Source organism: Paraburkholderia caffeinitolerans, assembly GCF_902859945.1.
Taxonomy (GTDB): domain Bacteria; phylum Pseudomonadota; class Gammaproteobacteria; order Burkholderiales; family Burkholderiaceae; genus Paraburkholderia; species Paraburkholderia caffeinitolerans.
The window spans coordinates 272,009-298,844 of the sequence record NZ_CADIKL010000004.1; the positions used below are offsets into that span (position 1 = coordinate 272,009).

At 64.3% G+C, this 26,836-nt stretch carries 22 protein-coding genes, 1 tRNA gene and 1 pseudogene; 14 read left to right on the top strand and 10 right to left on the bottom strand.

From position 1 onward, the window contains the following. Nucleotides 1-73 precede the first annotated feature (73 nt). The 4 genes from HV773_RS05870 to adh form a co-directional block, all read right to left on the bottom strand. Nucleotides 74-2,308 carry an O-linked N-acetylglucosamine transferase, SPINDLY family protein gene (locus HV773_RS05870; protein ID WP_129563239.1) on the bottom strand — a complete coding sequence of 745 codons (2,235 nt, stop codon included), beginning with the start codon at nt 2,306-2,308 and terminating at the stop codon, nt 74-76. 475 nt (nt 2,309-2,783) lie between these two features. Further along, complete coding sequence (locus HV773_RS05875) at nt 2,784-3,263, bottom strand: AraC family transcriptional regulator (RefSeq protein WP_129560858.1); 480 nt, start codon at nt 3,261-3,263, stop codon at nt 2,784-2,786. A gap of 133 nt (nt 3,264-3,396) precedes the next feature. Further along, a complete protein-coding gene (locus tag HV773_RS05880; protein ID WP_129560859.1) occupies nt 3,397-3,777 on the bottom strand; it encodes a DUF779 domain-containing protein in 381 nt (126 codons plus the stop codon). A gap of 99 nt (nt 3,778-3,876) precedes the next feature. Continuing rightward, nucleotides 3,877-5,397, bottom strand: coding sequence for an aldehyde dehydrogenase (adh, locus tag HV773_RS05885; protein WP_129560860.1), 1,521 nt, complete (start codon nt 5,395-5,397; stop codon nt 3,877-3,879). Nucleotides 5,398-5,751: 354 nt separating this feature from the next. On the opposite strand from adh, the gene HV773_RS05890 reads away from it, so the two are divergent. Continuing rightward, nucleotides 5,752-5,946, top strand: coding sequence for a hypothetical protein (locus HV773_RS05890; protein ID WP_129560861.1), 195 nt, complete (start codon nt 5,752-5,754; stop codon nt 5,944-5,946). A gap of 25 nt (nt 5,947-5,971) precedes the next feature. Here the strand turns inward: HV773_RS05890 and HV773_RS05895 are convergent, their stop codons facing one another. Then, entirely contained in the window at nt 5,972-6,289 is a 318-nt protein-coding gene (locus tag HV773_RS05895; protein ID WP_129560862.1) for a hypothetical protein, read from the bottom strand. 248 nt (nt 6,290-6,537) lie between these two features. Between HV773_RS05895 and HV773_RS05900 the strand changes: the two genes are divergently transcribed. Continuing rightward, complete coding sequence (locus HV773_RS05900; protein ID WP_175194372.1) at nt 6,538-6,813, top strand: hypothetical protein; 276 nt, start codon at nt 6,538-6,540, stop codon at nt 6,811-6,813. Between the two features lie 72 nt (nt 6,814-6,885). On the opposite strand, the gene HV773_RS05905 is transcribed toward HV773_RS05900, so the two are convergent. Then, a tRNA-Lys gene (locus tag HV773_RS05905) sits at nt 6,886-6,961 on the bottom strand. Nucleotides 6,962-7,268: 307 nt separating this feature from the next. Here HV773_RS05905 and HV773_RS05910 point away from each other — a divergent pair. Both HV773_RS05910 and HV773_RS05915 read left to right on the top strand, forming a co-directional pair. Further along, on the top strand, nt 7,269-7,673 hold the full coding sequence (locus HV773_RS05910; RefSeq protein WP_129560863.1) for a PaaI family thioesterase: 405 nt from the start codon (nt 7,269-7,271) through the stop codon (nt 7,671-7,673). Between the two features lie 38 nt (nt 7,674-7,711). After that, nucleotides 7,712-8,608, top strand: coding sequence for a patatin-like phospholipase family protein (locus tag HV773_RS05915; RefSeq protein ID WP_129560864.1), 897 nt, complete (start codon nt 7,712-7,714; stop codon nt 8,606-8,608). 77 nt (nt 8,609-8,685) lie between these two features. On the opposite strand, the gene HV773_RS05920 is transcribed toward HV773_RS05915, so the two are convergent. Then, nucleotides 8,686-9,699, bottom strand: coding sequence for a D-2-hydroxyacid dehydrogenase family protein (locus HV773_RS05920; protein ID WP_129560865.1), 1,014 nt, complete (start codon nt 9,697-9,699; stop codon nt 8,686-8,688). 400 nt (nt 9,700-10,099) lie between these two features. Here HV773_RS05920 and HV773_RS05925 point away from each other — a divergent pair, with 400 nt between their 5' ends. Further along, nucleotides 10,100-11,950, top strand: a complete 1,851-nt coding sequence (locus tag HV773_RS05925) for a phosphoenolpyruvate carboxykinase (GTP) (protein ID WP_129560866.1) — start codon at nt 10,100-10,102, stop codon at nt 11,948-11,950. A gap of 217 nt (nt 11,951-12,167) precedes the next feature. Continuing rightward, nucleotides 12,168-13,268 carry a LysR family transcriptional regulator gene (locus HV773_RS05930; protein WP_129560867.1) on the top strand — a complete coding sequence of 367 codons (1,101 nt, stop codon included), beginning with the start codon at nt 12,168-12,170 and terminating at the stop codon, nt 13,266-13,268. Between the two features lie 138 nt (nt 13,269-13,406). Here HV773_RS05930 and HV773_RS05935 read toward each other — a convergent pair whose 3' ends face one another. From HV773_RS05935 to dprA, 3 genes are all read right to left on the bottom strand, one after another. Further along, on the bottom strand, nt 13,407-16,055 hold the full coding sequence (locus HV773_RS05935) for a DNA topoisomerase III (protein WP_129560868.1): 2,649 nt from the start codon (nt 16,053-16,055) through the stop codon (nt 13,407-13,409). Nucleotides 16,056-16,328: 273 nt separating this feature from the next. Then, entirely contained in the window at nt 16,329-16,706 is a 378-nt protein-coding gene (locus HV773_RS05940; RefSeq protein ID WP_129560869.1) for a thioredoxin family protein, read from the bottom strand. A 78-nt stretch (nt 16,707-16,784) separates the two neighbouring features. Continuing rightward, a complete protein-coding gene (gene dprA / locus HV773_RS05945; protein WP_129560870.1) occupies nt 16,785-18,038 on the bottom strand; it encodes a DNA-processing protein DprA in 1,254 nt (417 codons plus the stop codon). Nucleotides 18,039-18,289: 251 nt separating this feature from the next. Between dprA and def the strand changes: the two genes are divergently transcribed. The 8 genes and pseudogenes from def to esaR form a co-directional block, all read left to right on the top strand. After that, nucleotides 18,290-18,793, top strand: coding sequence for a peptide deformylase (gene def / locus HV773_RS05950; RefSeq protein WP_129560871.1), 504 nt, complete (start codon nt 18,290-18,292; stop codon nt 18,791-18,793). Between the two features lie 54 nt (nt 18,794-18,847). Further along, complete coding sequence (fmt, locus tag HV773_RS05955) at nt 18,848-19,864, top strand: methionyl-tRNA formyltransferase (RefSeq protein WP_129560872.1); 1,017 nt, start codon at nt 18,848-18,850, stop codon at nt 19,862-19,864. 113 nt (nt 19,865-19,977) lie between these two features. Next, nucleotides 19,978-20,622 carry a LysE family translocator gene (locus HV773_RS05960; protein ID WP_129560873.1) on the top strand — a complete coding sequence of 215 codons (645 nt, stop codon included), beginning with the start codon at nt 19,978-19,980 and terminating at the stop codon, nt 20,620-20,622. A gap of 125 nt (nt 20,623-20,747) precedes the next feature. Continuing rightward, nucleotides 20,748-21,605, top strand: a complete 858-nt coding sequence (gene htpX, locus HV773_RS05965; protein ID WP_129560874.1) for a zinc metalloprotease HtpX — start codon at nt 20,748-20,750, stop codon at nt 21,603-21,605. 210 nt (nt 21,606-21,815) lie between these two features. Further along, nucleotides 21,816-23,399, top strand: a complete 1,584-nt coding sequence (gene rsmB / locus HV773_RS05970) for a 16S rRNA (cytosine(967)-C(5))-methyltransferase RsmB (RefSeq protein ID WP_129560875.1) — start codon at nt 21,816-21,818, stop codon at nt 23,397-23,399. Next, entirely contained in the window at nt 23,396-23,986 is a 591-nt protein-coding gene (locus HV773_RS05975) for a DUF4390 domain-containing protein (protein WP_129560876.1), read from the top strand. The genes rsmB and HV773_RS05975 overlap by 4 nt, the downstream gene beginning before the upstream one ends. Continuing rightward, nucleotides 23,976-26,429, top strand: a complete 2,454-nt coding sequence (locus tag HV773_RS05980; protein ID WP_129560877.1) for a sensor histidine kinase — start codon at nt 23,976-23,978, stop codon at nt 26,427-26,429. The genes HV773_RS05975 and HV773_RS05980 overlap by 11 nt, the downstream gene beginning before the upstream one ends. Beyond that, nucleotides 26,430-26,836: pseudogene (esaR, locus tag HV773_RS05985) on the top strand (response regulator transcription factor EsaR); the annotation flags it as partial.

Consider the following 26,836-nt stretch of genomic DNA (forward strand, 5'->3'; position numbering starts at 1 on the left):
GGTTGTGTTGATCGACGCATAAGCTGAGAATCGAAGACCCATAGGTTGAAAAACTTATGGGTCTTTTTCTTTTTTAGTCCTCGCCTGGCGAGCGTTTGAAGCGGGCATCCTCACACCATGCCGTCCACATACTCCGATACGCCGCCTCGATATTCCGCGCGAAGCGCGCTCCGTCCATGAGCGGCGAACCTTGCATGCGCTCGCGCAAACCCGCGCGCAGCGCGGCGAGCCGCGGCAGATCGCGTGCGAGCGCTATCACGATAGCGACGTAGTCAACATCGCTCTGCGCAGCAAGCTCCGATAAACCCAGATTGGCGAGCAGGCAGAGCCCCGCACGGCTTACCGCCGAGCGTCCATAACGCGTAGGCACCGGTACGCCCATCCAGAAGGCATCCAGACTCGTGGTATGGCCGTTGGCCGGAAACGTGTCGAGCGCGATATCGATCTGGTGGTAGGTGCGCAAATAGTCCTCGCGCAACTGAAAGCCGACGAAGCGCACGCGGGCAGCGTCGATGCCATGGGCCGCAAGACGCGTCTCCAGCCGTTCGCGCGCGCTGCCGGGCGGCGCCATCAGGATGAGACGCGCATGGGGCAGCGCGGCGAACACCCCGGACCAGAGCGCCAGCGTTGCGTCGGTGAGTTTGCAGGGGTTGTTCAGACATCCGAACGTGATGTGCCCAGCCGAATGCGCCGAAAGTACCGGTAGCGCCCCCGGATCCAGCTCCGGAGCAAGTGCGTCGTAGCACCAGAACGCATCGGGCAGGCGCAGTGACCGTTCGGTGTACTGGTCGTCGACGTGCGGCATGTCCACAGGATCGAGCCACGGGTCGGTGAGCCGCCATCCGATCGACGGGCTGCCCGTCGTCCCAGGGTAGGCGAGCCACGCGACCTGCACCGGCGCGGGCCGCCGCGCGAACACCAGGCGCCGCGCACCCCCCATGTGCATCGTGAGGTCGACGAGTATGTCGATCCGATCGTCGCGAATCTGCTGTGCAAGGCGCGCGTCGTCGAATTCACGCACGTCGCGCCATATGTCCGCGTGCTTCATCAGGCGCTCGGTCACGTCGTCGCGCTGTGCGCTCAACGCATAGCAGACGACCTCGAACGCCGTGTGATCGTGATGACGCAATAGCGGTGTCGTGAAGAGCGACTGGCAATGGTTGCGAAAATCGGGCGAGACATAGCCAATTCGCAGCGGTCGGTCCGGCTCCGGCGCATTCGCATGGTGTACGTGCGCACTCGCGGCGAGCAGCGCAGCCTCGTGCCGCGCGGAGAACTTCTCTGCCTCCGCGCGAACTGCGTGAGCGTCGTCGGCTGCGAACATCAGTGCGAATAGCAGGTTGCTGTTCGCGCCGATATTGGCGGGATCGCACGCCATCGCCCGGCGATAGCACGCGATGGACGCCTCGATACTGCCGCTCTTGCTCATGGCGTTGCCGAGATTGATGTGCGCGTCAGCGAAATCGGGCTTCAGTTCGATGGCGCGGGAAAACGCCGCCCGTGCTTCGTCGATGCGGCCGCGGCTCATGAAGACGTTGCCGAGGTTGTTCCATGCGGACACCCGGTGCGGGTCAAGCTCGAGCGCGCGTTCGAGTGTCGACTTCGCCTCGTCGATATGGCCCGCTCCCCACAAGACACAGCCCAGATTCGTGAGCACTTCGACCGAGTCCGGCGCGAGCAGGCGCGCGTGCTCCAGAACGACCCGCGCTTCGGTGTTGCGATTCATCGCCAGCAGGGCTTTGGCAAGGTTGTTCCAGGCATTCGCGTGAGTCGGCGCGATTTCAACTGTGCGTCGCAGCACCGCTTCGGCGCGCGCCGGTTCACCCGCGTTCAACAGCATGGCCCCGTAGTTGAAGTGGATGCCCGCATGATCGGGCGCCAGCTCAATCGCGCGTTCGAACAGTCGCGACGCCTGAGCAGCGTCTCCCTGCTCTCCGTAAAGGTGACCGAGATTGTTCAGCGCGATGGGGAAATCCGGCCTCAACTCGATCGCGCGGCCCAACGCGCGGATCGCAATGCTGCGCTCGGCAGCGGACTGGCAAGTCAGGGCCAGGCTCACGAGAAAAAGCGGACTCTCGCGCACTGCGAGCGCGCGGCTAATCAATGCACGGGCCGCTGAACGGTCCCGGCCCAGTTCGAGCAGGCCGGCGAGATGCAGGGCATTGGCATCGTCAGGATTCGCGGCAACAAGCCGCTCGCACATGGCGCGTGCGGCTTCGGTCTCGCCGCGATGCCAGGCGGCCTCGGCGGTTGCGAACGTGTCGCCGGGGAGAAGCGCGCCGGACGCCCCGGTGTTGGAGGTTGCCATGGTTGGAAACGCCGTTGCGCTCCGGCTGGCGATGCAGGTCCGGCACGATGAGGCGTGAAGATGCGGAGCCGCACATTGTCGCGGCGTCGCGGCGCTCTCGAATTGATTTTGAACAAGCGGCCTACGCGCGGGGAGCCGGTCGTGTCTCCCACGGCAACTATCCACAGACCTCTGCGGATAACCCAAGGAAAAGCCCTGGAAATCACTGTGCACGAATCGGGGATAACTTTGCCGCGCGGAAAAACGGGGAAAAGTTGTTAGCAGCAGTCCGGCGTTGTCCTTGAAACGCCCGCAGGGTTATGAATTTCCCACAACCTTGTTTACTCAATAGTTTTTCCCGGTTATCCACAGGAAACCCAGGGGCTTGTTAACTATTACTACGTTTACGTATACATAAATTAAAAAAACCTTAGAACCGTCGCGCCAGAAGCTGCAGGAGCCGCTGGAATGGACCAGCGGCGTCGAGCGAAGCCGATCAAATCAGACGGATATACAACTCCGTACGCAAATCTTCGGGCGCAGCTTCATCCGGCGTATTCAAATAGATTTCGACCGAGGGCATCGAAAAATCGGCTTTGCGCCCGGACTTCGGCAGCCAGTCGTTGTAGAACCACATCCACGCGTCGCCGAGACCCTCATACGGCCCCTTGTGCAGCAGCATCGCGTGCTCGCCGCCACGCAGATGGATTTTCTCGACGGGCGCGATGACGTCGACGTCCGTCGGCTGCTCCAGATGAATGGCCGCTTTCGAACGCAGCTTCGATGCTTCGACCTGGTTGGGATCGTCGTAGAACATGCCGACCATGCGCGCACCCGAGGTGCGCACCTGACGTTCGCCGAGCCATTGCGCGAGCGTATAGAACGCGTCGCCAATCTTCATGTACGGACCCACGTGGCTGACGGCAAGCAGGTCTAGCTGATCGAGGGTGAGGATTTTTACTTCGCGGTGTTGCATGATGGCGTCTCCAGGTTCGACGGCCGCGCCGGCCGCGCAGGTTCATCCGCTTCAAGATAGCACTGCGTTTCGAGAGACGTTCTTTCCCGGATCAGGCACGCCAGATGCAGGCGTCGTTAGAGTTCGCGGAGGTTCACAGGCCGACCCGCCTCACCGGATGCGTGTCGAGCCACGCGCGCTCGTCATCGTCGTAAAGCCGCGAACGCGTGAGAAAGCGCAGCCCGGTGGGCCGCTCCAGCGAGAACATGCCGCCGTTGCCCGGCACCGCGTCGATGATGAGCTGCGTATGCTGCCAGTACTCGAACTGCGCTTCGGTCATATAGAACGGCATTCCGCCGATCTCGCCGAGTTGCACGTCGGCGCTGCCGACCATGAACTCGCCGACGGGAAAGCACATGGGCGCGCTGCCATCACAGCAGCCACCCGATTGATGAAACAGCAGGGAGCCGTGCTCGCGTTCAAGCTGTGCGATCAAGGCGAGCGCGGCTGCTGTTGCGGTAACGCGTGCAACCATATGACGGTTCTCCTTGCTTCGGAGCCAGGCCGGGCGGGAAGGCTGCTCACTCAAGTCGGCCTGGCTGCCCGGCGATCGTGATCGCGATCAGAATCAGAATCAGAAGAAGCCCAGCGGCTTGTCGCTATAACTGACGAGCAGGTTCTTCGTCTGCTGATAATGGTCGAGCATCATCTTGTGGTTCTCGCGGCCGATGCCCGACTGCTTGTAGCCGCCGAACGCCGCATGCGCCGGATACGCGTGATAGCAGTTGGTCCACACGCGCCCAGCCTGAATCTCGCGGCCGAAGCGATACGCGCGCGTGCCGTCACGCGTCCAGACACCGGCGCCCAGACCATAAAGCGTGTCGTTGGCGATTTCCAGCGCTTCCTCCTCGGTCTTGAAGGTCGTCACCGAAACGACCGGGCCGAAGATCTCTTCCTGGAAAATGCGCATCTTGTTGTGGCCGCGAAAGACCGTGGGCTTCACGTAGTAGCCGTCGCCGAGCTCGCCGGCAAGTTTGTTGCGTTCGCCGCCGATCAGGCATTGGGCGCCTTCCTGCTTGCCGAGGTCGACATACGACAGGATCTTCTCGAGCTGCTCCTGCGAGGCCTGCGCGCCGATCATCGTCTTCGGGTCGAGCGGGTGGCCCTGCTGGATCGCGGCCACGCGCTTGAGCGCGCGCTCCATGAAGCGGTCATAGATCTTCTCGTCGATCAGCACGCGCGACGGGCAGGTGCACACCTCGCCCTGGTTAAGCGCGAACATCGCGAAACCCTCGAGCGCCTTGTCGAAGTAGCTGTCGTCGTGGTCGAGCACATCGGCGAAGAAGATGTTCGGGCTCTTGCCGCCCAGTTCCAGCGTCACGGGAATGATGTTCTGGCTCGCGTACTGCATGATCAGGCGGCCCGTGGTGGTCTCGCCGGTGAACGCGATTTTGGCGATGCGGCGGCTCGATGCAAGCGGCTTGCCAGCCTCGAGGCCGAAACCGTTCACCACATTGAGCACGCCCGGCGGCAGCAGGTCCTGAATCAGTTCGACGAGCACGAGCAGCGACGCCGGCGTCTGCTCCGCGGGCTTGAGCACCACGCAGTTGCCGGCGGCGAGCGCGGGCGCGAGCTTCCAGGCGGCCATCAGGATCGGGAAGTTCCACGGGATGATCTGGCCCACCACGCCTAGCGGCTCGTGAAAGTGGTAGGCGACGGTGTCGTGATCGATCTCCGAAATGCCACCTTCCTGCGCGCGCACGCAACTCGCGAAGTAGCGGAAATGGTCGATGGCGAGCGGAATGTCGGCGGCTAGCGTCTCGCGCAGCGGTTTGCCGTTATCGATGGATTCGGCGACTGCGAGCTTTTGCAGGTTCTGCTCGAGGCGATCGGCGATGCGATTGAGCACGTTGGCGCGCTCGGTCGACGAGGCCTTGCCCCACGCGGCCTTGGCCTTGTGCGCGGCGTCGAGTGCGAGTTCGACATCGGCTTCGCGTGAGCGCGGAATCGAGGTGAACGGATGGCCGGTGATGGGCGAGATATCGTCGAAATATTCGCCGCCGAGCGGCGCCACCCATTCGCCGCCGATGAAGTTGCCGTACTGCTTCTTGTAGGGGAATTCGGTGCTCAGAAACTGCATGTCCGCGTGATTCATCTGCGTGCTCCTCGCTTGTCTCTATCGATATGGAAGGGCGCGGGTCTCGATGGTGCTGACCGCCGCGCAACCGGAGCGCATTAACGCCAGAACCATGCCAGCGAGCACGCAATCACGGTGCGGCGGGCGTTTGAGGGATCGTCGGGGCGAAAAAACGGCTTCAGGCGCTGCTTCGCGATTCGAGCGCGCATGCGTTTGTTGTGCCGCGGCGGAACAGCACGGCGCAACGCTGTTCAGAAAATGAACAGTAGAGGAACAACAGGGCCGCCCTGGGGGGATCAGCGTGCGGAAAAATGCGGCGCGCACGGCGCGCATGCTGTAGGCTTTGCACCCGTAACAGCAAGGAGAGTTTGCATGTCGAGCACATTCGTCTGCCGCAATCAGTCGTGCGGCACCCCGTGGGAGCAAAGCGAGGTGGTGATCAAGAACGAGGGCCAAGGGCCCCTGTTCCGGTGTCCGCTGTGCGGCGCCCGTAATTACCTCGAGCAGTTTGAAGACGACGACGGCAACGCCGTCTACGAGCAGGTGGACGGCAAGCCGTTTCTCTAAGCCGGGCGCGCGCCCGCGCGCGGCGTCAGAGGATTTCGGAAGCGAGCGAGATTCCGAAGATCAGGCCGCCAACCAGCCCGAGCGCGCGGCCGACGAGCAGCAGATTCAGGTCTTCGTCGAGCATGCCGGCGTCGCGCCGCTCGCGCAGCACCGTCCGGTGCAGTAGCGGGCGCGGGAACAACAGACACGCCGAAATCAGGGCCGGGACGGCTAGCCGGACGAGTGCGCCGTAATGGCGATCAGACGGGAAATCGGCCCAGACCAGCAGCACAACGAGAAGCGCGGTGATGATTGCGCCGACGATTGCGCCGGCGACGAGTTTGTCGGTGGGATGCCCGTGCATGACAACTGCCCAAGAGTGTTTTTGATGGCACCATCATCTGATGTATGTCAGAAAGACCCCATCGGAGCAGTCCTAAAACACTTGCACAACGGTTGTCGCGGCGCATAAGCAATAAGCATGGCGTGTGCCAGCACACGCATTTTTCGAAGGATTTGCACCTATCCGTTCGAGTAGGCTGGCGTCGCTCCTCCGTCGTCCTACAGTACCGTCATACGAAAAGAAACGCTGTCGTCTACACGGGGAGCACCATGACATTCGTCGAACAAGAAATCGCGCACATTGCACGCGTGATGCCGCTCTCGCTCGCGGGCGACTTCGAAGAGCCGGTCATGGGCGTCGAGTACTGGCGCAATCGGCTGCACACCCTGCTCAAGCAGAATCACCTCACTCACGCTCAGCTTGCGACCGTCGACACGCTTTTGCGTCAGCTCGACGATTTCGAGGCGCTCGGCCGCTGGCTGCCGCAACCGAGGAAGATGGTGGCCCGCTTCCCGGTGCGGATGGGCCGTTTGGCGGTGGTTTGAATCGAGCGCCATGAACTTGGCGCAGAAAAGCAAAAAGCCCGGTCAGAGACCGGGCTTTTTACATGAATTCGCTGGTGGGGCGTGAGTGACTCGAACACTCGACCTACGGATTAAGAGTCCGCTGCTCTACCAACTGAGCTAACGCCCCCAACAGAAGAAAGATTATGCATGGCTTTTTGAGAGTTGGCAAGCCCTTTTCGCAAAATTCCTGAAAAGTAGTCGTTGGGCCGGTGGCGCTTTCGCCGGCGAAGAGCGGGCGCGGCCCTGGCATCGTGTCGGAATTATGTCGCGTTGAGCCATCTGCGATGCCTCCCGGTATGATGTCGCCACGTCGCGTTGATTCCCAGCCGGCGAGCCGCGTCGCGCTACCCGATCCCGCTGTCCGATCCGCCCAGTGGACCCGATCGGGCGACCTTGCCGCGCGGCATGAACTCCAGACCAGAAGGCATAAGACGATGGACGAAAAGGCAATCGACGCGCTGCTCGATCGCGTGCTGGCGCCGTGGGTGAAAGCGCTCAGGATGAGGCCGGTCGAGGTCACGGAGGAGAGCGCCACGATGCGTCTGCCGTTTTCCGGCGAGTTGCGCCATTCGGGCGGCGGGATCTGCGGCCAGGTGTTCATGGCGGCCGCGGATACGGCCATGATCGTCGCCATTACCGCCGCGCTCGGCGAGTTCAAGCCCATGACCACCGTTGCGCTCAACACCAATTTCATGCGCGCGGTGCGCAAGGGCGACGTGACGATCACCGCACGCGTGCTGCGCATGGGCCGCAATCTGGTGTTCGGCGAAATAGAACTCTACGACGAAGAAGGCCGTATGGCCGTCCACGCGACCTCGACTTACGCGCTCCTCGACTAAGCTCTAGCCTTCGGCACGATCTGAAAGGTAGAGGGCGCATGTTCGATCAAGTGGTCTTTGCTGGCGGCGGCAATCGTTGCTGGTGGCAGGCGGGGTTCTGGGACGTCGTACAGCCCGAGCTGCGGATTCGCCCGCGCGTGATTACGGGCATTTCGGCGGGCGCGGCCACCGCCTGCATGCTTTACGTGCGCGACTCACAGTGGGTCATGCGCTATTACGCGCAGGCGCTCAAGCACAACACGCGCAACGCCTATTGGGGCAACCTGCTGCGCGGCGAGTCGGTGTTTCCGCACTACCGCATCTATCGTCAGGCGCTGCTCGACATCTACGGCCCGCACTTCGCGAAGCTGCAGGACGCGCCCGAGATCCGCATCGGCGTTTCGCATCTGCCGCGCTGGCTCGGCGCGCGCAGTGCTGTCGCGGCGGGGCTCATTGCGTACAACATCGAAAAGCACATCCGCAAGACGCTGCATCCCACGCTCGGGCGCAAGCTCGGCTTTCATCCGGAGTTCGTGATCGCGCAGGATTGCGAGCGCGTGGACGATCTCGCCGATCTGGTGCTGCAGTCCTCCTGCACGCCGCCCTTCACGCCGGTTCTGCGCCGCAATGGCCGGCCGGTGCTCGATGGCGGCATGGTCGACAATGTGCCCGTGGGCGCGCTCGACGACACGCCGGGCCGCGTGCTCGTGATGGTGACGCGTCTTTATCCGCGTCCGCCGATGTTCGTTGTGAAACACCGCACGCGAGGGGCGGGCGGTGAAGCCGGCGGCGAGCAGCAGCGTCTGTATGTGCAGCCTTCGGCCAGGGTGCCGATTTCGAGCTGGGACTACACGAGCCCGCAGCAGATGCAGCACGCCTACAACCTCGGCGCCGAGGACGGCGAGCGTTTCCTCGAACGTCTGCCCGAGGTGTTCGAGGCCGCCGCGCACGCGTGAAGGCGCGAAGGTTGCGCGCACCATGAAAAAAGGCGGCCGGGGCCGCCTTTTTCGTTCTTTCGCCGATGATTGTGTGACTAGCGGCGGCGCACGCCCTGCAACGCCTCGGGATTCGCGACGTGCGAGTAATCGCCCGCATCGAACGCGAGGATGTTGCGGAACGCCGCGCCGAAGTAGAGCTCGTAGCTCTCGCGTTCCACATAGCCGATGTGCGGCGTGCAGATCACGTTTTCCATGCGCAGCAGGCTGTAGCCCTGGAGGATCGGCTCGCTCTCGAACACGTCGATGGCCACCATGCCCGGCCGGTTTTGCGAGAGCGCGCCGAGCAGCGCGTTTTCTTCCAGCAGCTCCGCACGGCTGGTATTGACGAGCAGCGCAGTCGGTTTCATGCGCAACAGGTCTTCCTGCTTGACGATGCCGCGCGTGTCGTCGTGCAGGCGCAGGTGCAGCGAGAGGACGTCGCTTTCCTCGAACAGCGCTTCACGGCTCGCGGCTGCTTCGTAGCCGTCGGCGCGCGCGGCTTCGAGCGAGTGCTCGCGGCCCCACACGACCACGCGCATGCCGAACGCCTTGCCGTAGCCGGCCACGAGGCGCCCGATCTTGCCGTAGCCCCAAATGCCGAGCGTCTGGCCGCACAGCACCTGGCCCAGGCCGAAATTGGGCGGCATCGCCGAGGTCTTGAGGCCCGACTGCTGCCACGCGCCTTGCTTGAGGTTGGCCACGTACTGCGGAATGCGCCGCTGCGCGGCCATGATGAGCGCCCACGTGAGTTCGGCGGGCGCGACCGGTGAGCCAGTGCCTTCGAGCACGGCGATGCCGCGCTCGCTGCACGCGGCAAGGTCGATGTGCGGGCCGGCTTTGCCCGTCTGGCTGATCATGCGCAGATGCGGGAGCTTGTCGAGCAGTTGCGAGGGGATGCGCGTGCGTTCGCGGATCAGCACGAGTGCGTCGACTTCCGCGAGGCGGCTCGCGAGTTGGCCGAGACCGCGCACGGTGTTGTTGAAGACCTTGACATCGTGATCGGCAAGCAATTGAAAGCAGTCGAGCTTGCGGACGGCGTCCTGGTAATCGTCAAGGATGGCAATTTTCATGGCAGCTTGGGTGGTAGTGGCGCACATCTCGGTGCGACTCGATGTTTATCTGGTGGTTATCCCACTATGCAGCGCGCGGAAGGCTGGTATGAATACTAGGGTGCCTTCCGGCACGCGGAACGGAACAGGCGGGTATTCCATTTGCTATTCCCTGCTGATGTTTCAGGCAATAGCGCCCGGTACAGCCAGATCGGGTTTGAGTGAGAATTTTCTCCCCTTTTATCAGCTTGAAGGGTTCTGACGCAAGCCGCTTTACAGACGGTTGCGAACCCTCGCTGTCAGGGTCTTGACGACCTGCCTGGCTGCGCGAATGAAGGTGGTGGTTAGCGCGGCCGTGCCTCTCGCATGCAGCGTCGAAAGGGCCTGAATCGATTTTTATAAGCCCCATGGAGACTTATCGATGAATCATCCTGACTTCCCCGCTCAGGCTGCGGTACAAGCGCCGGCTTGGGTTCGGCACCGGAAACTGGTCGAGTGGGTTCAGAGGGTTGCCGCCCATACCCAACCCGAGCGCATCGTCTGGTGCGACGGTTCGCAGGAGGAGTACGACCGTCTGTGTCAGCAGATGGTCGACGCGGGCACGATGCGCCGCCTCAATCCGCAAAAGCGCCCGAACTCGTATCTGGCCTGCTCCACCCCGTCAGACGTGGCGCGCGTGGAGGATCGCACCTTCATTTGCTGCGAGAAGAAGGAAGATGCCGGCCCGACCAACAACTGGATGGCGCCCGCCGAGATGCGTGCGACCCTCGACGGCCTGTTCGCCGGCTCCATGCGCGGTCGCACGATGTACGTCGTGCCGTTCTCGATGGGGCCGCTCGGCTCGCCCATCGCGCATATCGGCGTCGAGCTTTCGGATAGCCCATACGTGGCCGTGAACATGCGCATCATGACGCGCATGGGCCGCGCCGTGTACGACGTGCTTGGCGAGGACGGCACGTTCGTGCCGTGCGTGCATAGCGTAGGCGCGCCGCTGGCGACGGGCGACAAAGACGTGCCGTGGCCGTGTAACGAGACGAAATACATCGTCCATTTCCCGGAAACGCGCGAGATCTGGAGCTACGGTTCGGGCTACGGCGGCAACGCGCTGCTCGGCAAGAAATGCTTTGCGTTGCGCATCGCCTCGACGATGGGCCGCAACGAAGGCTGGCTCGCCGAGCACATGCTGATTCTCGGCGTTCGCTCGCCCGAAGGGCGCAAGTATCACGTTGCGGCGGCGTTCCCTTCGGCGTGCGGCAAGACCAACTTCGCCATGCTGATTCCGCCGGCCGCAATGAACGGCTGGGAAATCACCACGATCGGCGACGATATTGCCTGGATCAAGCCCAGCGCCGACGGCCGTCTCTATGCGATCAACCCGGAGGCCGGCTATTTCGGCGTTGCGCCGGGCACGAGCGAAAAGACCAACTTCAACGCTATGGCGACGCTCAAGGAGAACGTGATCTTCACGAACGTCGCGCTCACCGACGACGGCGACGTCTGGTGGGAAGGCATGACCGACGAGCCGCCCGCGCACCTGATCGACTGGCAGGGCAACGACTGGACGCCGGCCATTGGCAAGGAGACGGGCCGCAAGGCTGCGCATCCGAACGCGCGCTTTACAGCGCCGGCCTCGCAGTGCCCGTCGATCGATCCCGCCTGGGAGGATCCGAAGGGCGTGGCCATTGACGCCTTCCTGTTCGGCGGCCGCCGCTCGACCACCGTGCCGCTCGTGACCGAGGCGCGCGACTGGACCGAGGGCGTGTACATGGCCGCGACCATGGGCTCCGAGACCACGGCGGCGGCGGCGGGGCAGCAGGGCGTGGTGCGGCGCGATCCGTTCGCGATGCTGCCGTTCTGCGGCTACAACATGGCCGATTACTTTGGCCACTGGCTCAAAGTGGGCGAGCGCCTTTCGAAGCTGGGCGCGACGCAGCCGCGCATTTTCTGCGTGAACTGGTTCCGCAAGGGCGAGGACGGCAAGTTCGTCTGGCCGGGTTTCGGCGAAAACATGCGCGTGCTCGAATGGATGGTGCGCCGTATCGAGGGCAAGGCCGAGGGCGCAGGCCATGCGTTCGGCATCTCGCCGCGTTACGACGATCTGAACTGGCATGGCCTGAATTTCACGCCTGCGCAGTACGAGCAGGTGAGCTCGGTCGATGCCGAGGCGTGGCGCGCCGAACTCGCGCTGCACGCCGAGCTTTTCGCCAAGCTCGCCCACGGCTTGCCGCAGGCACTGAGCGACGCGCGTACGGCGCTGGAGGCTCGTCTTTGAGCGTTCAGGCGAAGGGAGGGTGAGTGCTCACTAGCGGCGTTGTTTCAATTCTGGAAACAATCGCCGCTGTAACAATGCGTAATGAGTGACAGTCGCGAAAATCGCAAAGAAATTCCGACAATCTTAGGCAACTTCTGCACGAATTCTCATGTCGTAGGAGAATTCGCGGTTTCCGCTGCCGTCTTTTGGCAGACAAGTAACAGGCAGGAGTTGTCACATGGATCATTTGCAGTCGATGCGAGTATTCGTCAAGGTGGCCGACCTCGGCAGTTTTGCCCGGGCGGCTTCCGCGATGGATATTTCCAATGCGGTTGCAACGCGTCACGTCGCCGACCTCGAAGGGCGTCTCGGCACGCGTTTGCTCAACCGCACGACCCGCAGCCTTTCCCTCACCGAATCGGGCCAAGTCTATCTCGAACGGGCTCGCCAGATTCTCGACGAGCTCGAAGACGTCGAGCAGATGGTGGTGGCGCGCAATCATGAGCCGGTCGGCACGCTGCGCATCGTGGCGCCGGTGGTTTTCGGGCTGCACAATCTCGCGCCCGTGCTGCAGACGTACACGCAGCGCTACCCGCAGGTCGTCCCCGACGTCACGCTGGTCGACCGTCAGGTGGATCTGGTCGAAGAAGGCTTCGACCTGGGCGTCGTGACCGCGCGCCAGATGCGCAGCGCGAGCATCGTCACGCGACGTCTCACCACGGGCTGCATGACCGTATGCGCTACGCCCGCTTATCTGGAGAAGCACGGCACGCCCACGCGCCCCGAGCACCTGATGGAGCATCCGTCGCTGTCTCTGCCCTCGGAGTACTGGGGCGACGAGCGGGTCTTCACGGGGCCGGATGGCGAAGTGCGGGTGCGCCCGAGCAACGTGATCATCGCGAACAACACCGAGATGCTGCGCCAGTTCGCGCTGCTCGGCATGGGCATCACGATCCTGCCGAGCTACCTGATCGGGCGCGACATGACGCGCGGGCGTCTCGTGCGCCTGCTCGGCGAATATCGCTTGCCGCAGGTCGAGATCAACGTCGCGTACCCTAGCCGCCGCCACCTGCCGGCGAAGGTGCGTACATTCATCGATCACCTTGTTGAGCACTTCAGCCAGACGCCGAACAGCCAACTTGGTGAGCAATGGGTCAAGGACGGGCTCTCCCGCCCGGTGAGCGGTGCAGCGCACCCGACGGTGCCCGAGGCATTCGACGGGTCGGAGCCGATTTCCGATTTGCTCGACAGCGAGCTTCATAGTGCGCAAAGCGAGCGTGCCTCGAAGGCGCCGCGCGCGGCGGCGCGCACACGACCGTCGGCGTTGTCGCCGCTATAAGCGTGTTACTTCGCTTATCAAGCGCCTGATTGGTCGCTTTGGTTTGCTTTGGGATGGAAATAAAAAAGCGCAGCTTCGTGAGAAGCTGCGCTTTTTTTGCTGGTGCGCGCCGCAGCACGCAACCGCAGGACCGTGCGATTACGAACCGGTCTTGCGCGCTGCCGTTTTGCGAGCGGCCGTCTTTTTCGCAGGCGCGGTCTTGGCGGCAGCCGTCTTGCGCGCCGGTTTCGCGGTTGCTTCAGCGGCGTCGTTCTCGCTGGCCGCGTCGTTTGCGGCTTCGTCCGCCCCAGCCTTGGCCGTGGACTTCTTCGCAGCGGTTTTGGCGCTCGGCTCTTTCTTCTCGAACTCGAAGCCGATCTTGCCGTCAGACTGCTTCACCAAAAATGCCTTGAAGTTGCGGCCCGTACGCGACGACTTGAAGTTCGTCAGCAAGTCCGTGCGCCCTTCCGACAGCAGCTTTGCCATCTGCTCGCGCGCGATCTCCTGTTGCAGGATCACCTTGCCCGAGCGGAAGTCACAGGTCTTCGGATTCGCGACCGAGTTTTCGCAGACGTAGCTCATGCCATGCTCGAACACGCGGGCCTTGCACTTCGGGCACGCACCCACGGGCTCCTGCTGCGAGAAGTCGGGTGCTTCGCCGTCCTCGCTGCCGGTGTCCTGGCCGAAGTCGAACTCGAGCTTGAAGTTCTTGATCTCGTCGTCGAAGGAGAGCTTGAGGATCGCCGAGAACGGCCGGCCCATCTTGCTGCGGAAGCCCGACAGCGGGCCGATGGTCTTGTTCTGCAGCAGCTCTTCCACTTCCGGGATTTCGAACTGGCGGCCGCCCGGAATCTTCGAGATCGAAAATTCGCACTTCGTGCACGCAAAGCGGCGGTAGTTTTCCTTAACCTGGCCGCCGCAGTTGGGGCACGGCGTTTCCAGCGTCGCGTAGTCGCCGGGAATGGTGTCGGAGTCGTACTCTTTCGCGCGCTTCACGATGGTCTGCGTCATGCGGGCGATTTCCTGCATGAACGCGTCGCGCGGAAGCTTGCCGCGCTCCATTTGTGAAAGCTTGTATTCCCACTCGCCGGTCAATTCCGGCGCGGTGAGTTCCTTCACGTCGAGGCCGCGCAACAGCGTCATGAGCTGGAACGCCTTGGCCGTGGGAATCAGTTCGCGGCCTTCGCGCACGAGATACTTTTCGCCCAGCAGGCCTTCAATGATCGCCGCGCGCGTGGCCGGCGTGCCCAAGCCCTTGGCGGCCATCGCCTCGCGCAGTTCCTCGTCGTCCACGAGCTTGCCAGCGCCTTCCATGGCCGAGAGCAGCGTCGCTTCGTTGTAACGCGCCGGCGGCTTGGTTACGAGCTGATGCGCCGCGATCTTGTCGGTCTTGACCTTCTCATTCTTCTGCACCGGCACGAGGTTGGCGTCGTCGCCGCCCGCGTCGCGGCCGTAGACCTGCAGCCAGCCCGGCTCGACCAGCACCTTGCCCTCGGTCTTGAAGTGATGGCCGGCCACTTCCGTGATACGCGTGGTCACGCGGTATTCCGCCGCCGGGAAGAACACGGCGAGGAAGCGCTTTACCACGAGGTCGTAGAGCTTCTGCTCGGGCTCCGAGAGCGACTTCGGGGCCTGCAGCGTGGGGATGATGGCGAAGTGGTCGCTGATCTTCGAGTTATCGAAGATGCGCTTGTTCGGCTTCACCCAGCCCTTGTCGAGCACCTGCTTGGCGTGCGGCAGGTAGTTGTTGCTCTCCTTGAGCATCTCGAGCGTCTCTTTCACGGTGCCCATGTAATCCTCGGGCAGCGCGCGCGAATCGGTACGCGGGTAAGTGAGCACCTTGTGCTTTTCGTACAGCGCCTGGGCGAGACCGAGCGTGTTCTTGGCCGAAAAGCCGAAGCGACCGTTGGCTTCGCGCTGCAGGCTCGTCAGGTCGAAGAGCGCGGGCGAGAGCTGGGTGGACGGCTTCGATTCTTCGCTAACCGTGCCTTCGCGGCCGTGGCAGGCGGCCACGATGGTCTCGGCGGCCGGCAGGCTCCAGAGGCGCGAGTCGCGCTTTTCCGGATCGAACTCGTCCTTCTTGAATTTCGGGTCGTACCAGCGGCCTTCGTAGAAACCGCCCGCGCAGACGAACTCCGCACGCACTTCCCAATAATCGCGCGGCACGAAACGGCGAATTTTCTCTTCGCGTTCGACGACGATCGACAAAGTTGGCGTCTGAACACGGCCAACCGTGGTCAGGAAGAAGCCGCCGCCCTTGCTGTTGAAGGCGGTCATCGCGCGCGTGCCGTTGATGCCCACGAGCCAGTCGGCTTCCGAGCGGCAGCGGGCCGCGTCGGCGAGCGGCTGCATGTCGGCGTCGCTGCGCAGATTCGCGAAGCCGTCGCGGATCGACTGCGGCGTCATCGACTGGAGCCACAGGCGCTGGACCGGCTGCTTCGCCTTCGCGTGCTGCGCGATCAGTCGGAAAATCAGCTCGCCCTCGCGCCCCGCGTCGCAAGCGTTGATGAGTTGCGTGACGTCCTTGCGCTTCATCAGCTTGTTGAGCACCTTGAGCCGCGATTCGCTCTTGGCGATCGGATTCAGGTCGAAGTGCGGTGGAATCACGGGCAGGTTGGCGAAGCTCCATTTGCCTCGCTTGACTTCGTACTCTTCGGGCGCGGCGATTTCCAGCAGGTGGCCAACCGCCGAGGAAAGCACGTAGTCGTCGCTTTCGAAGTACTCGTCATGCTTGGTAAATCCGCCCAAAGCGCGCGCGATGTCGTTCGCGACAGATGGCTTCTCGGCGATGATCAGGGCTTTGGACATGACTGGCTGTGTGTGGTTGATCCGGGCTTTGGGTTTGATTCGCGCCCCGCGGCTAGACGGTCTGAATCTGCTGCGTGGCCGGCGCGGCGCGTTTCGCCTCTCGCTTAACGACCGCTTTATAGCACATGGCGCGCTGACGGCGATTTTCTTGTCATCGGAGCGATGTCGCTTGCATGGGGCCCTCGGGGTGTCTCCGGGGGCCCATCATAAGGGCGCGGCGCGGTGACGGGCAAGCGCGGGGCCAGAACGAGTGCAGGGCGCACTGATCGCGCGTTACGCCTCGGCCAGCGCGGGCCGCAGCTTCGGTGCATCGGCGACGCCCGGCAGGGCCGTGAGATCGGCGAGCATGCGCTCGACCACGGCGGCGTGCGGCAGCACCGTGCCGAAAAACCGCGTGGCCTTGCTGTCCTCGATCAGGATGGTCGGGAAGTTTTCCACGTCGAGGTCGTCGAAGCGGTCGGCGTGCGTTTCGATATCGATCCAGGCAAAGCAGATCTCGGGATGGCCCTCGGCGATACGGTCGAACGTGGCCCGATACTCGCGACAAGTGCCGCACCATTCCGCGCACAGACACGCGACGAACAACGTTTCGCGGTCGGTGACGCGCTCGGCGATCTGGTCGGCGTCGGTGTCGAGGTCAAGCGCGGGCATGATCGTTCCTTGCGTTCTCTTATATATAGAGTGTGGACGTTGGGCGGGTATTTGGCGCGAATGTAACACGGCGGCGGGCTAGCAGTGGGACGCCCGCATAAACCGGCCGCCGGGCAGCGTGCTGATGTGTCCGGCCAGTTCGAGCCGCAGCAGCGTGGCCTGCAGCAGCGCTTCGGACATGTCGGTGCGCTGCGCGAGGATTTCAAGCGTAGCCGGAGCATGGCCGAGCGCGGCGAGCACTGAGGAGGCCTCGGGCCCGAGCGTGGCGGCCTTCGTGGCCTTGGCAGGCTTCGCTTCGGCTGGCGGACTGACTGGGGCGCGGTCTTGCGCGAGGCCGTCAAGCTGCGCTTCGAATTCCAGCGGGAGCGTCGCGGCGCATGTTGGAGTTTGCTTGCGTGATGCCTTGGCGCCACGTTGTGCGCGCGGCGCTGGTTGCGTGAAGCGCAGCGCTTCGAGCACTTCCTCCGGCGTCTCGACCAGCTGCGCGCCTTCCTTGATCAGCCGATGGCAGCCGCGCGAAAGCGGTGCGTGGACCGAGCCGGGCAGCGCGAACACGTCGCGTCCCATTTCATTGGCGAGACGCGCGGTGATGAGCGAACCCGAGCGCATGGCGGCTTCGACCACGATCACGCCCTCCACGAGCGCCGCGATCACGCGGTTGCGCTGCGGAAAATTCGCGGAGCGCGCGGGCGTGCCGAGCGGCCATTCGGTGACGATCGCGCCACGTTCGGCGATCTGGGCCGCGAGCGCGTGATGCGCGACGGGATACACGAGGTCGGCGCCCGTGCCGGTGACGGCGACGGTGCCGCCGGGCTCGTCGAGCGCGCCCCGGTGCGCCGCGCCATCGACGCCAAGCGCGAGGCCCGAGACGACCGTTACGCCCGTTGTAGCGAGCGTGCGCGCGAAGCGCGCGGCGTCTTCGAGCGCTTGCGGCGTGGCGCTGCGGCTACCCACCACGGCCACGCTGCGCGCATGCAGCAGATCGAGCCGCCCTGTCACGTAGAGGAGCGGCGGCGGGTCAGGCATCGTCAGGAGGCGCGGTGGATACGCAGGATCGGCGAGCGTGACGAGCGCGTTGCCCGGCCGCGCGCACCACGCGGTCACGGCGGCGACTTGTTGCGCAAAGCCGGCTGCCGGCGGTGTAAGCACAGCGCGGGCCGCTTCGCTGCCCGCAGCGGCCGCAAGCGTTCCGAACGGCTGCGCGAGCACGCGCTGAGGGAGCCCGAACGCGCCAAGTAGCGCACGTAGCGCGGCGGGTTTCAGGCCTCGTGCGTTCGCGAGGCGTAGCCAGGCGCTGAGTTCGTCGGCCCCGAGCGGCAAGGTGGCGAGCATCGGCGATTCTCCGTCGGCGGGCGAACCCAGGCCCGCCGTGTTAAAATTTTCACCATCCGAAATATATTTGCGGCGCTGTGACGCATCGTCACGGCGTGCTGCTGGCACCGCGCTTTTTGCCAGCCGCGATTGGTCCGCACTCCGATCTGACCGTCTATCTTCTGTATTCCGCGAGGGGCGCACTAGTTGGCCGAACGGCCAGTGCGCGCGAGCGCGCGGCCCGCGGCGCCCAACAAGGAACCTGTCAAACCATGGCTCTACTGAACATTCTTCATTACCCGGACAAACGCCTGCACAAGATCGCCAAGCCCGTCGAGGTGGTCAACGACCGTATCCGCAAGCTCGTCGCCGACATGGCCGAGACCATGTACGCCGCACCTGGCGTGGGTCTTGCCGCGACTCAGGTCGACGTGCACGAGCGCGTCGTCGTAATCGACGTCTCCGACTCGCACGACGAGTTGCTCGTGTTTATCAACCCGGAAATCGTCTGGGCGAGCAATGAGCGGGAAGTGCACGAAGAGGGCTGCCTCTCGGTGCCGGGCATCTACGACGAAGTCGAGCGCGCCGAAAAGGTGCGCGTGCGGGCGCTCAACGAAAAGGGCGAGACCTGGGAGGTCGACTGCGAAGGCCTGCTCGCCGTGTGCATCCAGCACGAAATGGATCACCTGATGGGCAAGGTGTTCGTCGAATACCTCTCATCGCTCAAGCAGACGCGCATTAAGAACAAGATGAAGAAGCTCGAGCGCGCGATGTAAGGCTCGCGCGTCGCACTGTTCCTTTTTTCATTTGCCGATCTCCTTCCAGCGTCCATGAGCCATTCTCTTCGCGTGATTTTTGCCGGTACGCCGGACTTCGCCGCCGCCGCGCTTGCGGCGATCCACGAGGCAGGGTTTGCCGTGCCACTCGTGCTGACCCAGCCCGACCGGCCTGCCGGACGCGGGATGAAGCTCCAGGCGAGCCCGGTTAAACGCTACGCGCAGGAGCATGGGATCGCCGTGGCGCAGCCGCCTTCGCTGCGGCGCGCGGGCAAGTACCCCGAGGAAGCGGCCGAGGCGCTGGAACTGCTGCGGGCGACGCCGCACGACGTGATGGTGGTGGCCGCCTATGGCCTGCTGCTGCCGCAGGAAGTGCTCGACATCCCACCGCGCGGCTGCATCAACATTCACGGGTCGATCTTGCCGCGCTGGCGCGGCGCCGCGCCGATCCACCGCGCGATCGAGGCCGGCGACGCCGAGACCGGCATCACCCTCATGCAGATGGACGCGGGCCTCGACACCGGCCCGATGATCTCGGAAGTGCGCACGCCCATCGCGTCCACGGACACGACCGCGACGCTGCACGACCGCCTCGCGAAACTGGGCGCGGTACTCGTGGTGGACGGGCTGATCTCGCTCGAACGCGACGGCGTTCTGCCTGCGGTTCCGCAACCCGTAGAGGGCGTCACCTATGCCGAGAAAATCGGCAAGCAGGAGGCCGCGCTCGACTTCCGTCGTTCGGCCGAGGCGCTGGCACGGCAGATTCGTGCGTTCGATCCGTTCCCGGGCGGCGCGGCCACGCTGGACGGGGCGCTGCTCAAGCTGTGGTCGGCCGGGCCGGCCGACGGTTTCAAGGTACCCGCTGGAGCCGTGCCGGGCCAGATTCTCGAAGCCTCGTCCGCAGGCGTCGTGGTGGCGTGCGGCGAGGGCGCGCTGCGCGTGACGCAACTGCAGAAACCGGGCGGAAAACGCTTGCCCGCGCGTGAATTCCTCGCCGGCATGCCGCTCGCGGCTGGCCAGTGCTTTGCGCTGACTGACACCGACGCCGGGGCCGTCCAGGCTCCAACCTGAAGGCGAGGCGATACACGCGCCGCTATGCGCGTTAGAATTCAGGAGCTTCGTCGAGACGGCTGCACAGGACGGCTCGAACCCTTTTTCCGAGTCGTTTTTGCAGGAAAAGCGTCATGTTTGGCATTACTCATTTTGGTTTCTTCCTCGTCGCCGTTTTTCTCCTGAACGTCACGCCCGGTCCCGATACGGCCTATATCGTCGGGCGCAGCGTCGCGCAAGGCCGCAGCGCCGGGCTCGTGTCGGCACTGGGCATTTCCGCGGGCTGCTGCGTGCATGCGCTGGCCTGCGCGTTTGGGCTGACCGCGCTGCTCGCGGCCTCGGCCACGGCATTCACGGTCATCAAGCTCGTGGGCGCGTGCTACCTCGTGTATCTCGGCGTGCGCCTGATCTTCGCGAAGCAAAGCACCCCGGCGAGCACCACGGAATCCGCCGAGCGCGGCGTTGCGCCTCGTTCGCTGCGCCAGCTTTTCCTCTCGGGTTTCTGGACCAATGTGCTCAACCCGAAAGTCGTGCTGTTCTTCGTGTCGTTCTTCCCGCAATTCGTGAGCGTGACGAGCCCGCACAAGGTGCTCGCGTTCCTCGCGCTCGGCGTCGTGTTCGTTGTCATGAGCACGATCTGGAACAGCTTCGTCGCCTGGATTGCTGGTAGCGTGACGCAGCGCTTTTCCGGCAAGCCCGGCATTAAAAAGTGGCTCGACCGCACGGTGGGCTCGGCGTTCGTCGGCCTTGGCCTGAGGCTCGCCGCAGCCACGCGCTGAGATTGAATTTTTCCGATCCGCCCATATCTAACAAATCGCTTACAATGCGCTCGCCAGCCGCTGCTGGCGGGCGTCTGACGATTTGATTCCCGAATTGATTCCCATTGGGTGAAGGAGCACAGCACATGTTCAACTGGGTCAAGACCGCGATGTTGATGGCCGCGATTACGGCCCTTTTCATCGTGATTGGCGGAATGATGGGCGGGCAGCGCGGCATGATGCTCGCGCTCATGTTCGCGCTCGCCATGAACTTCTTCTCGTACTGGTTCTCGGACAAGATGGTCCTGCGCATGTACAACGCGCAGGAAGTGGACGAGACCACGGCGCCGCAGTTCTATCGCATGGTCCGCGAACTGGCCACGCGCGCGAACATTCCGATGCCGCGTGTCTACCTGATCAACGAAGACGCGCCCAACGCGTTCGCCACGGGCCGCAATCCCGAACACGCGGCCGTGGCCGCCACCACCGGCATCCTGCGCGTGCTCTCCGAGCGCGAGATGCGCGGCGTGATGGCCCACGAGCTCGCGCACGTGAAGCACCGCGACATCCTTATTTCGACGATCACGGCCACCATGGCCGGCGCGATCTCGGCGCTCGCCAATTTCGCGATGATCTTCGGCGGCCGGGACGAGAACGGCCGCCCCGCGAATCCCATCGCCAGCATTGCCGTCGCGCTGCTTGCGCCGATTGCGGGCGCGCTCATCCAGATGGCTATTTCGCGGGCGCGCGAGTTCGAGGCCGATCGCGGCGGTGCGCAGATTTCGGGCGACCCGCAGGCGCTGGCTTCGGCGCTCGACAAGATCCATCGCTACGCGCAGGGCATTCCATTCCCGGCGGCCGAGCAGCATCCGTCCACGGCGCAGATGATGATCATGAATCCGCTTTCGGGCGGCGCCATTGCGAATCTGTTCTCGACTCACCCTGCCACCGAGGAGCGCATCGCGCGCCTCATGGAGATGGCGCGTACCGGCCGCTTCGACTGAAACAGCGGCGCGCGCGGGCGGAGGTCCGAGAAAGGCAGACCCCACGGTCTGCCTTTTTTATTGGTACGTGGCCGGCGCGCAGCAGCGCTGCGCTTTGCCGATTCCTCCCGGCGAGCGGCGTTGCGTCCGCGCCACGCTACAATGGCTCGCTTGTAGTTTGCTTTTTGCACGATTCGCTGCGTCTTGGCGCGGCTCGCTTCCGGTTTTTTCATGACATCCAGCTCCTCTCGCCGTCCGTCCGGTTCATCGTCGTCTGCCCAGTCACGCGCCAAGCGTGCCGGGCGTCCCGCCTCGTCGGGCCGGGCCGGGCAGAGCAAGGCAGCCCCGCATCACGCGATCCATCTGGCACCCGAATCGCTCGGCTTCGCGCTCGACACAGCGGCGCATATCGTGGGTTCGGTGCGCGCGGGCGCGGCTTTGCCGGCGGCGCTCACGAGCACCTTCGCCGCGCTGCCGCACGAGTTCGCGGCGACGGCGCGTGGCGCCGTGCAGGACATCGCGTACCGCACGATGCGGCGTCTCGGCACCGTGGACTGGCTGATCAAGCAGCGCGTGAGCAAGGCGCCGCCGCCGCTCGTGACGAATCTCCTTGCTTGTGCGCTGGCGCTGCTCGTTGACGACGAAGCGCACGCCGCTTACACGCCATTTACCGTCGTCGATCAGGCCGTGCGCGCAATCGGGGCGCGACGCGACATCGCTTTCGCGAAAGGCCTCGTGAATGCGGTGCTGCGCGGTTTCCTGCGCGAGCGCGAGAGCGCGCTGGCCGCCGCCCAGGCCGATGAAGTCGCGCGCTGGAATTATCCGCAATGGTGGATCGACGCGATCCGCAAGGCGTGGCCCGAACGTTGGCAGGCGATTCTCGAAGCGGGCAACACGCAAGGGCCGCTCACGTTGCGCGTGAACGCACGCCGCGCGAGCACCACCGACTATCTGCAACGTCTGGCCGATGAAAACATCGCCGCGACGCAGATCGGCGATCACGCCGTGCGTCTTGCCGCGCCACTGCCGGTCGACCGCATTCCCGGCTTCATGGCCGGCGACGCCTCGGTGCAGGACGCCGGTGCGCAAATCGCCGCGCAAATCTTGGGCGTGCGCGACGGCATGCGCGTGCTCGATGCGTGCGCGGCGCCCGGCGGCAAGAGCGGCCATCTGCTCGAACTCGCCGACATCGACTTGGTCGCGCTGGAAAGCGACGCCGCGCGCGCGGCGCGCATCGGCGAGAACTTTACGCGTCTTGGTTTTGCGGCTGCTGAGGCGAACGACGACGCCGACGACGAAGTCGATCACGATGCGCCACAACCCGCATGGCGCGCGCGCGTCGTGATCGGCGACGCGGGTGCGCCCGAGCGCTGGTTCGACGGCGCGCCGTTCGACCGCATTCTCGCGGATGTGCCGTGCTCGGCCTCGGGCATCGTGCGGCGTCATCCCGACATTCGCTGGCTACGCCGTCAAAGCGACATCGGCGCGCTGGTGCAGGAGCAGCGGCGCATCGTCGAGGCGCTGTGGGCCTTGCTCAAGCCGGGCGGCGAGCTGCTTTACGTGACGTGCTCGATCTTCCCCGAGGAAGGCGAGGCGCAGGCGAGCTGGTTTGAAAGCACCCACGCGGATGCGGTACGATTGGACGCGCCGGGGCAACTGCTGCCGGCGACCGGCGGCGCGCCGGCCGGGGGGGCACAGAGTGGCGCAGCCAGCGTGGCGCGGCGCGATGCGCAAATGCAGAACGACGCCCGCCCCGTTCCCGATCGCACCGCGGATCACGATGGCTTCTTCTACGCGCGCTTTCAGAAACGGTGATCATCAAACGCTTCTTCCCGCTACGCTTCGCGACCCTGATCGGGATCGTGCTGGCTTTCGGCTTGCTGGCCGTCAAGCCGGCGCGCGCAGATTCGATCTCGGTGCAACGGGCGTCGCTGCAGGCCGACGGCTCCGGCTGGAGCCTCGATGCGCGCTTCGACTTCGAGCTCAATAGCAGCCTGGAAGATGCGGTCAACAAGGGCATTCCGCTCTACTTCACCACCGACTTCGAACTCACGCGCCCGCGCTGGTACTGGTTCGATGAGCAGCCCGTGAGCGTCTCGCAAAGCATTCGTCTCTCATTTCAGCCGCTCACGCGCGAGTACCGCGTGTCGAGCGGCGGGCTGCAGCTCGGCTTTTCGACGCTCGCGGATGCGCTCGCCGTCATCAAGCACGTCACGTCGTGGCACGTGATCGACAACAAGCAGGTGCATGCGGGCGAGACCTATACGGCTTCGGTGCGCATGCAACTCGACGTCGCGCTCATGCCCAAGCCCTTCCAGATCGACGCGGTCAACAACCGCGATTGGAATCTCGCTTCCGACTGGAAGCGCTTTAACTTCACGGTGACCGAACGTGCTAAATAAAGTGCGCCGCGCCACCAGTGTCAGCGGCATTGTCATCAGGCTGCTCGTGTCCACCGTCGCGCTTACCGCGACGCTGCTGCTCGTGCTGCTTGCCGCCGCGAGCGCGAACACCGAGTTCTTCGACCGCTACTACGGCTGGCTCTACGCGGCCAACATCGGCGTCGCGCTGATCTTCCTCTCGGTGGTCACGGCGCTCGTGATCGTGATCGTCGTGCGCTTGCGGCGCGGCAAGTTCGGCACGCGCTTGCTGGCCAAGCTCGCGTTTTTCTTCGCGCTCGTGGGGGTGGTGCCGGGCGGCATCATCTACGTCGTTTCGTATCAGTTCGTCTCGCGCTCGATCGAGTCGTGGTTCGACGTGAACGTGGAGACCGCGCTCACGGCGGGCCTGAATCTCGGGCGCGGCATGCTCGACGCCTCGCTCTCCGATCTGCAAACCAAGGGCCGCCTGATGGCCGAGCAGATCGCGAACGGCCAGGCCGCAGGCACCACGCTCACGCTGCTGCGCGCGCGCGACCAGTTCGGCGTGCAGGACGCCAACATCGTCGAGCCGGTGCGCAGCATGTCGGGCGCGGCGCCGGAGATGCACGTGGTCGCGCAGGCTTCGAGCAACTTCTCCTCGCTGATGCCGGCCGATCTGCCTACTCCGCTCATGATCGATCAGGCGCGCGGGCGCGGCTACGCGGCGATCGAAGGCGAAGTCGATGGCGACCCGAAGCTGCACGGGCCAAAGGGCGCGCTGCGTCTGCGCGTCGTCACGCGCATTCCCGATGCGAACACCACCGACCTGCAGCCCGTCGAGCGCTTCCTGCAACTGGAGCAGCCGGTGCCCGCCGCGCTCGCGCGCAACGCCGACGCCGTGCAGCGCGCCTATCGCGAGTACCAGGAAAAGGCGCTGGGCCGCACGGGCTTACGCAAGATGTACATCGGCACGCTCACGCTCGCGCTCTTTCTCGCCACCTTCGTTGCGATGATGCTGGCGCTCGCGCTCGGCAACCAGTTGGCAAGACCGCTGTTCCTGCTCGCGCAGGGCACCAAGGAAGTGACCGAGGGCGACTACACGCCCAAGCGCGAGATCAAGTCGCGCGACGAGCTGGGCTTCCTCACGCAGTCGTTCAACGCCATGACGCGCCAGCTCTCCGAAGCGCGCCAGGCCGTGGAAAAGAACCGCGTCGCGCTCGAGCATTCGAAGGCGTATCTTGAGAGCATCCTCGCGAATCTCACAGCGGGCGTGTTCGTGTTCGACCGCCAGTTCCGGCTGACGACGGCGAACCCGGGCGCAGAGCGCATCTTCCGTCATCCGTTCCAGGCGCAACTGGGCTTGCCCATCGATCATGTAGCGGCGCTCGGCGATTTCGCGGCGATGGTGCGCAAGGCCTTCGCCGACCAGGAAGCCTCGCGCACCGATCGCGAAGTCGGCGACGTGAATCACGGCCACTGGCAGCAGCAGTTCTCGGTGCCGGTGGCGGGCGAGACCGATCCGCTCACGCTGCTCGTGCGCGGCGCGCGCCTTGTTTCCGACACAGGCCGCGATGCCGGCGACATGCAGACCTCGGGCTACGTGGTGGTGTTCGACGACATCTCCGACGTGATCTCGGCGCAGCGCTCGGTGGCGTGGGGCGAAGTCGCGCGGCGTCTCGCGCACGAGATCAAGAATCCGCTCACGCCGATCCAGCTTTCCGCCGAGCGCTTGCAGATGAAGCTCACCGACAAGCTCGCTCCTTCGGACGCTGAGGTGCTCAAACGCGGCGCGACCACCATCGTCAACCAGGTCGCGGCGATGAAGCAGATGGTCGACAATTTCCGCGACTACGCGCGCACGCCGCCGGCGGTGCTCGCGAGCCTGCAATTGAACGATCTCGTGAGCGAAGTGCTCACGCTATACGGCGCGGAAGAAGGCAAGAGCACGATCAAGGTCGAGCTTTCCACGTTGCCGGTCATCCGCGGCGACGCAACGCAATTGCGCCAGGTGATCCACAACCTCTTGCAAAATGCGCAAGACGCGGTGGCCGATGTCGAGACGCCGCGCGTGACACTGGAGACGCGGGCCGTAGAATACGGCGATCCGGACGCGGACGGTCACACGCGCGTCGCGGTGCGGCTCACGGTGTCGGACAACGGGCCCGGTTTCCCGGCGCGCATTCTCACGCGTGCATTCGAACCCTATGTGACAACCAAGGCCAAAGGAACAGGACTCGGGCTTGCGATGGTCAAGAAGATCATCGACGAGCACGGCGCGCGCATCGACATCCGCAATCGCATGAAAGCGGGCGATGCGATAGAGGGCGCGCAGATCTCGATCCTCTTTCTCCAACTGGCGGATGACGCCAACCCGGACATCCACCCGGGCGCAACGCCTGATGCCGCCACGCGCGGCACCGCAAAGGCGGTGCGCGCGGCAACGGAGCAGGGATCAAAAGCAACAGTGCAGACAAGGGCAGCGTAAATGGCAACCATCCTGGTGGTAGACGATGAAATGGGCATCCGGGAATTGCTCTCGGAGATCCTCAGCGACGAAGGACATGTCGTGGAGCTTGCGGAGGACGCGCAGGAGGCGCGCGAATTCCGTCAGCGCCAGGTGCCGGACCTGGTGCTGCTCGATATCTGGATGCCGGACACCGATGGCGTGACGCTGCTCAAGGAGTGGGCCGCGCAGGGTCAGTTGACGATGCCCGTCATCATGATGTCGGGGCATGCGACGATCGACACGGCGGTCGAGGCAACCAAGATCGGCGCGCTCAACTTCCTCGAAAAACCGATTGCGCTGCAAAAGCTGCTGAAGGCGGTCGAGCAGGGGCTCGCGCGCGGCACCGCCGCGCCCGTGCCGGCGACGGCGGCCGGCGCGGCGAAGCC

What these genes read in the sequence shown, in the direction of transcription:
- HV773_RS05870 (WP_129563239.1), bottom strand. Translation starts at nt 2,308, where the DNA reads ATGGCAACCTCCAACACCGGGGCGTCCGGCGCGCTTCTCCCCGGCGAC.
- HV773_RS05875 (WP_129560858.1), bottom strand. Translation starts at nt 3,263, where the DNA reads ATGCAACACCGCGAAGTAAAAATCCTCACCCTCGATCAGCTAGACCTG.
- HV773_RS05880 (WP_129560859.1), bottom strand. Translation starts at nt 3,777, where the DNA reads ATGGTTGCACGCGTTACCGCAACAGCAGCCGCGCTCGCCTTGATCGCA.
- adh (WP_129560860.1), bottom strand. Translation starts at nt 5,397, where the DNA reads ATGAATCACGCGGACATGCAGTTTCTGAGCACCGAATTCCCCTACAAG.
- HV773_RS05890 (WP_129560861.1), top strand. Translation starts at nt 5,752, where the DNA reads ATGTCGAGCACATTCGTCTGCCGCAATCAGTCGTGCGGCACCCCGTGG.
- HV773_RS05895 (WP_129560862.1), bottom strand. Translation starts at nt 6,289, where the DNA reads ATGCACGGGCATCCCACCGACAAACTCGTCGCCGGCGCAATCGTCGGC.
- HV773_RS05900 (WP_175194372.1), top strand. Translation starts at nt 6,538, where the DNA reads ATGACATTCGTCGAACAAGAAATCGCGCACATTGCACGCGTGATGCCG.
- HV773_RS05910 (WP_129560863.1), top strand. Translation starts at nt 7,269, where the DNA reads ATGGACGAAAAGGCAATCGACGCGCTGCTCGATCGCGTGCTGGCGCCG.
- HV773_RS05915 (WP_129560864.1), top strand. Translation starts at nt 7,712, where the DNA reads ATGTTCGATCAAGTGGTCTTTGCTGGCGGCGGCAATCGTTGCTGGTGG.
- HV773_RS05920 (WP_129560865.1), bottom strand. Translation starts at nt 9,699, where the DNA reads ATGAAAATTGCCATCCTTGACGATTACCAGGACGCCGTCCGCAAGCTC.
- HV773_RS05925 (WP_129560866.1), top strand. Translation starts at nt 10,100, where the DNA reads ATGAATCATCCTGACTTCCCCGCTCAGGCTGCGGTACAAGCGCCGGCT.
- HV773_RS05930 (WP_129560867.1), top strand. Translation starts at nt 12,168, where the DNA reads ATGGATCATTTGCAGTCGATGCGAGTATTCGTCAAGGTGGCCGACCTC.
- HV773_RS05935 (WP_129560868.1), bottom strand. Translation starts at nt 16,055, where the DNA reads ATGTCCAAAGCCCTGATCATCGCCGAGAAGCCATCTGTCGCGAACGAC.
- HV773_RS05940 (WP_129560869.1), bottom strand. Translation starts at nt 16,706, where the DNA reads ATGCCCGCGCTTGACCTCGACACCGACGCCGACCAGATCGCCGAGCGC.
- dprA (WP_129560870.1), bottom strand. Translation starts at nt 18,038, where the DNA reads ATGCTCGCCACCTTGCCGCTCGGGGCCGACGAACTCAGCGCCTGGCTA.
- def (WP_129560871.1), top strand. Translation starts at nt 18,290, where the DNA reads ATGGCTCTACTGAACATTCTTCATTACCCGGACAAACGCCTGCACAAG.
- fmt (WP_129560872.1), top strand. Translation starts at nt 18,848, where the DNA reads ATGAGCCATTCTCTTCGCGTGATTTTTGCCGGTACGCCGGACTTCGCC.
- HV773_RS05960 (WP_129560873.1), top strand. Translation starts at nt 19,978, where the DNA reads ATGTTTGGCATTACTCATTTTGGTTTCTTCCTCGTCGCCGTTTTTCTC.
- htpX (WP_129560874.1), top strand. Translation starts at nt 20,748, where the DNA reads ATGTTCAACTGGGTCAAGACCGCGATGTTGATGGCCGCGATTACGGCC.
- rsmB (WP_129560875.1), top strand. Translation starts at nt 21,816, where the DNA reads ATGACATCCAGCTCCTCTCGCCGTCCGTCCGGTTCATCGTCGTCTGCC.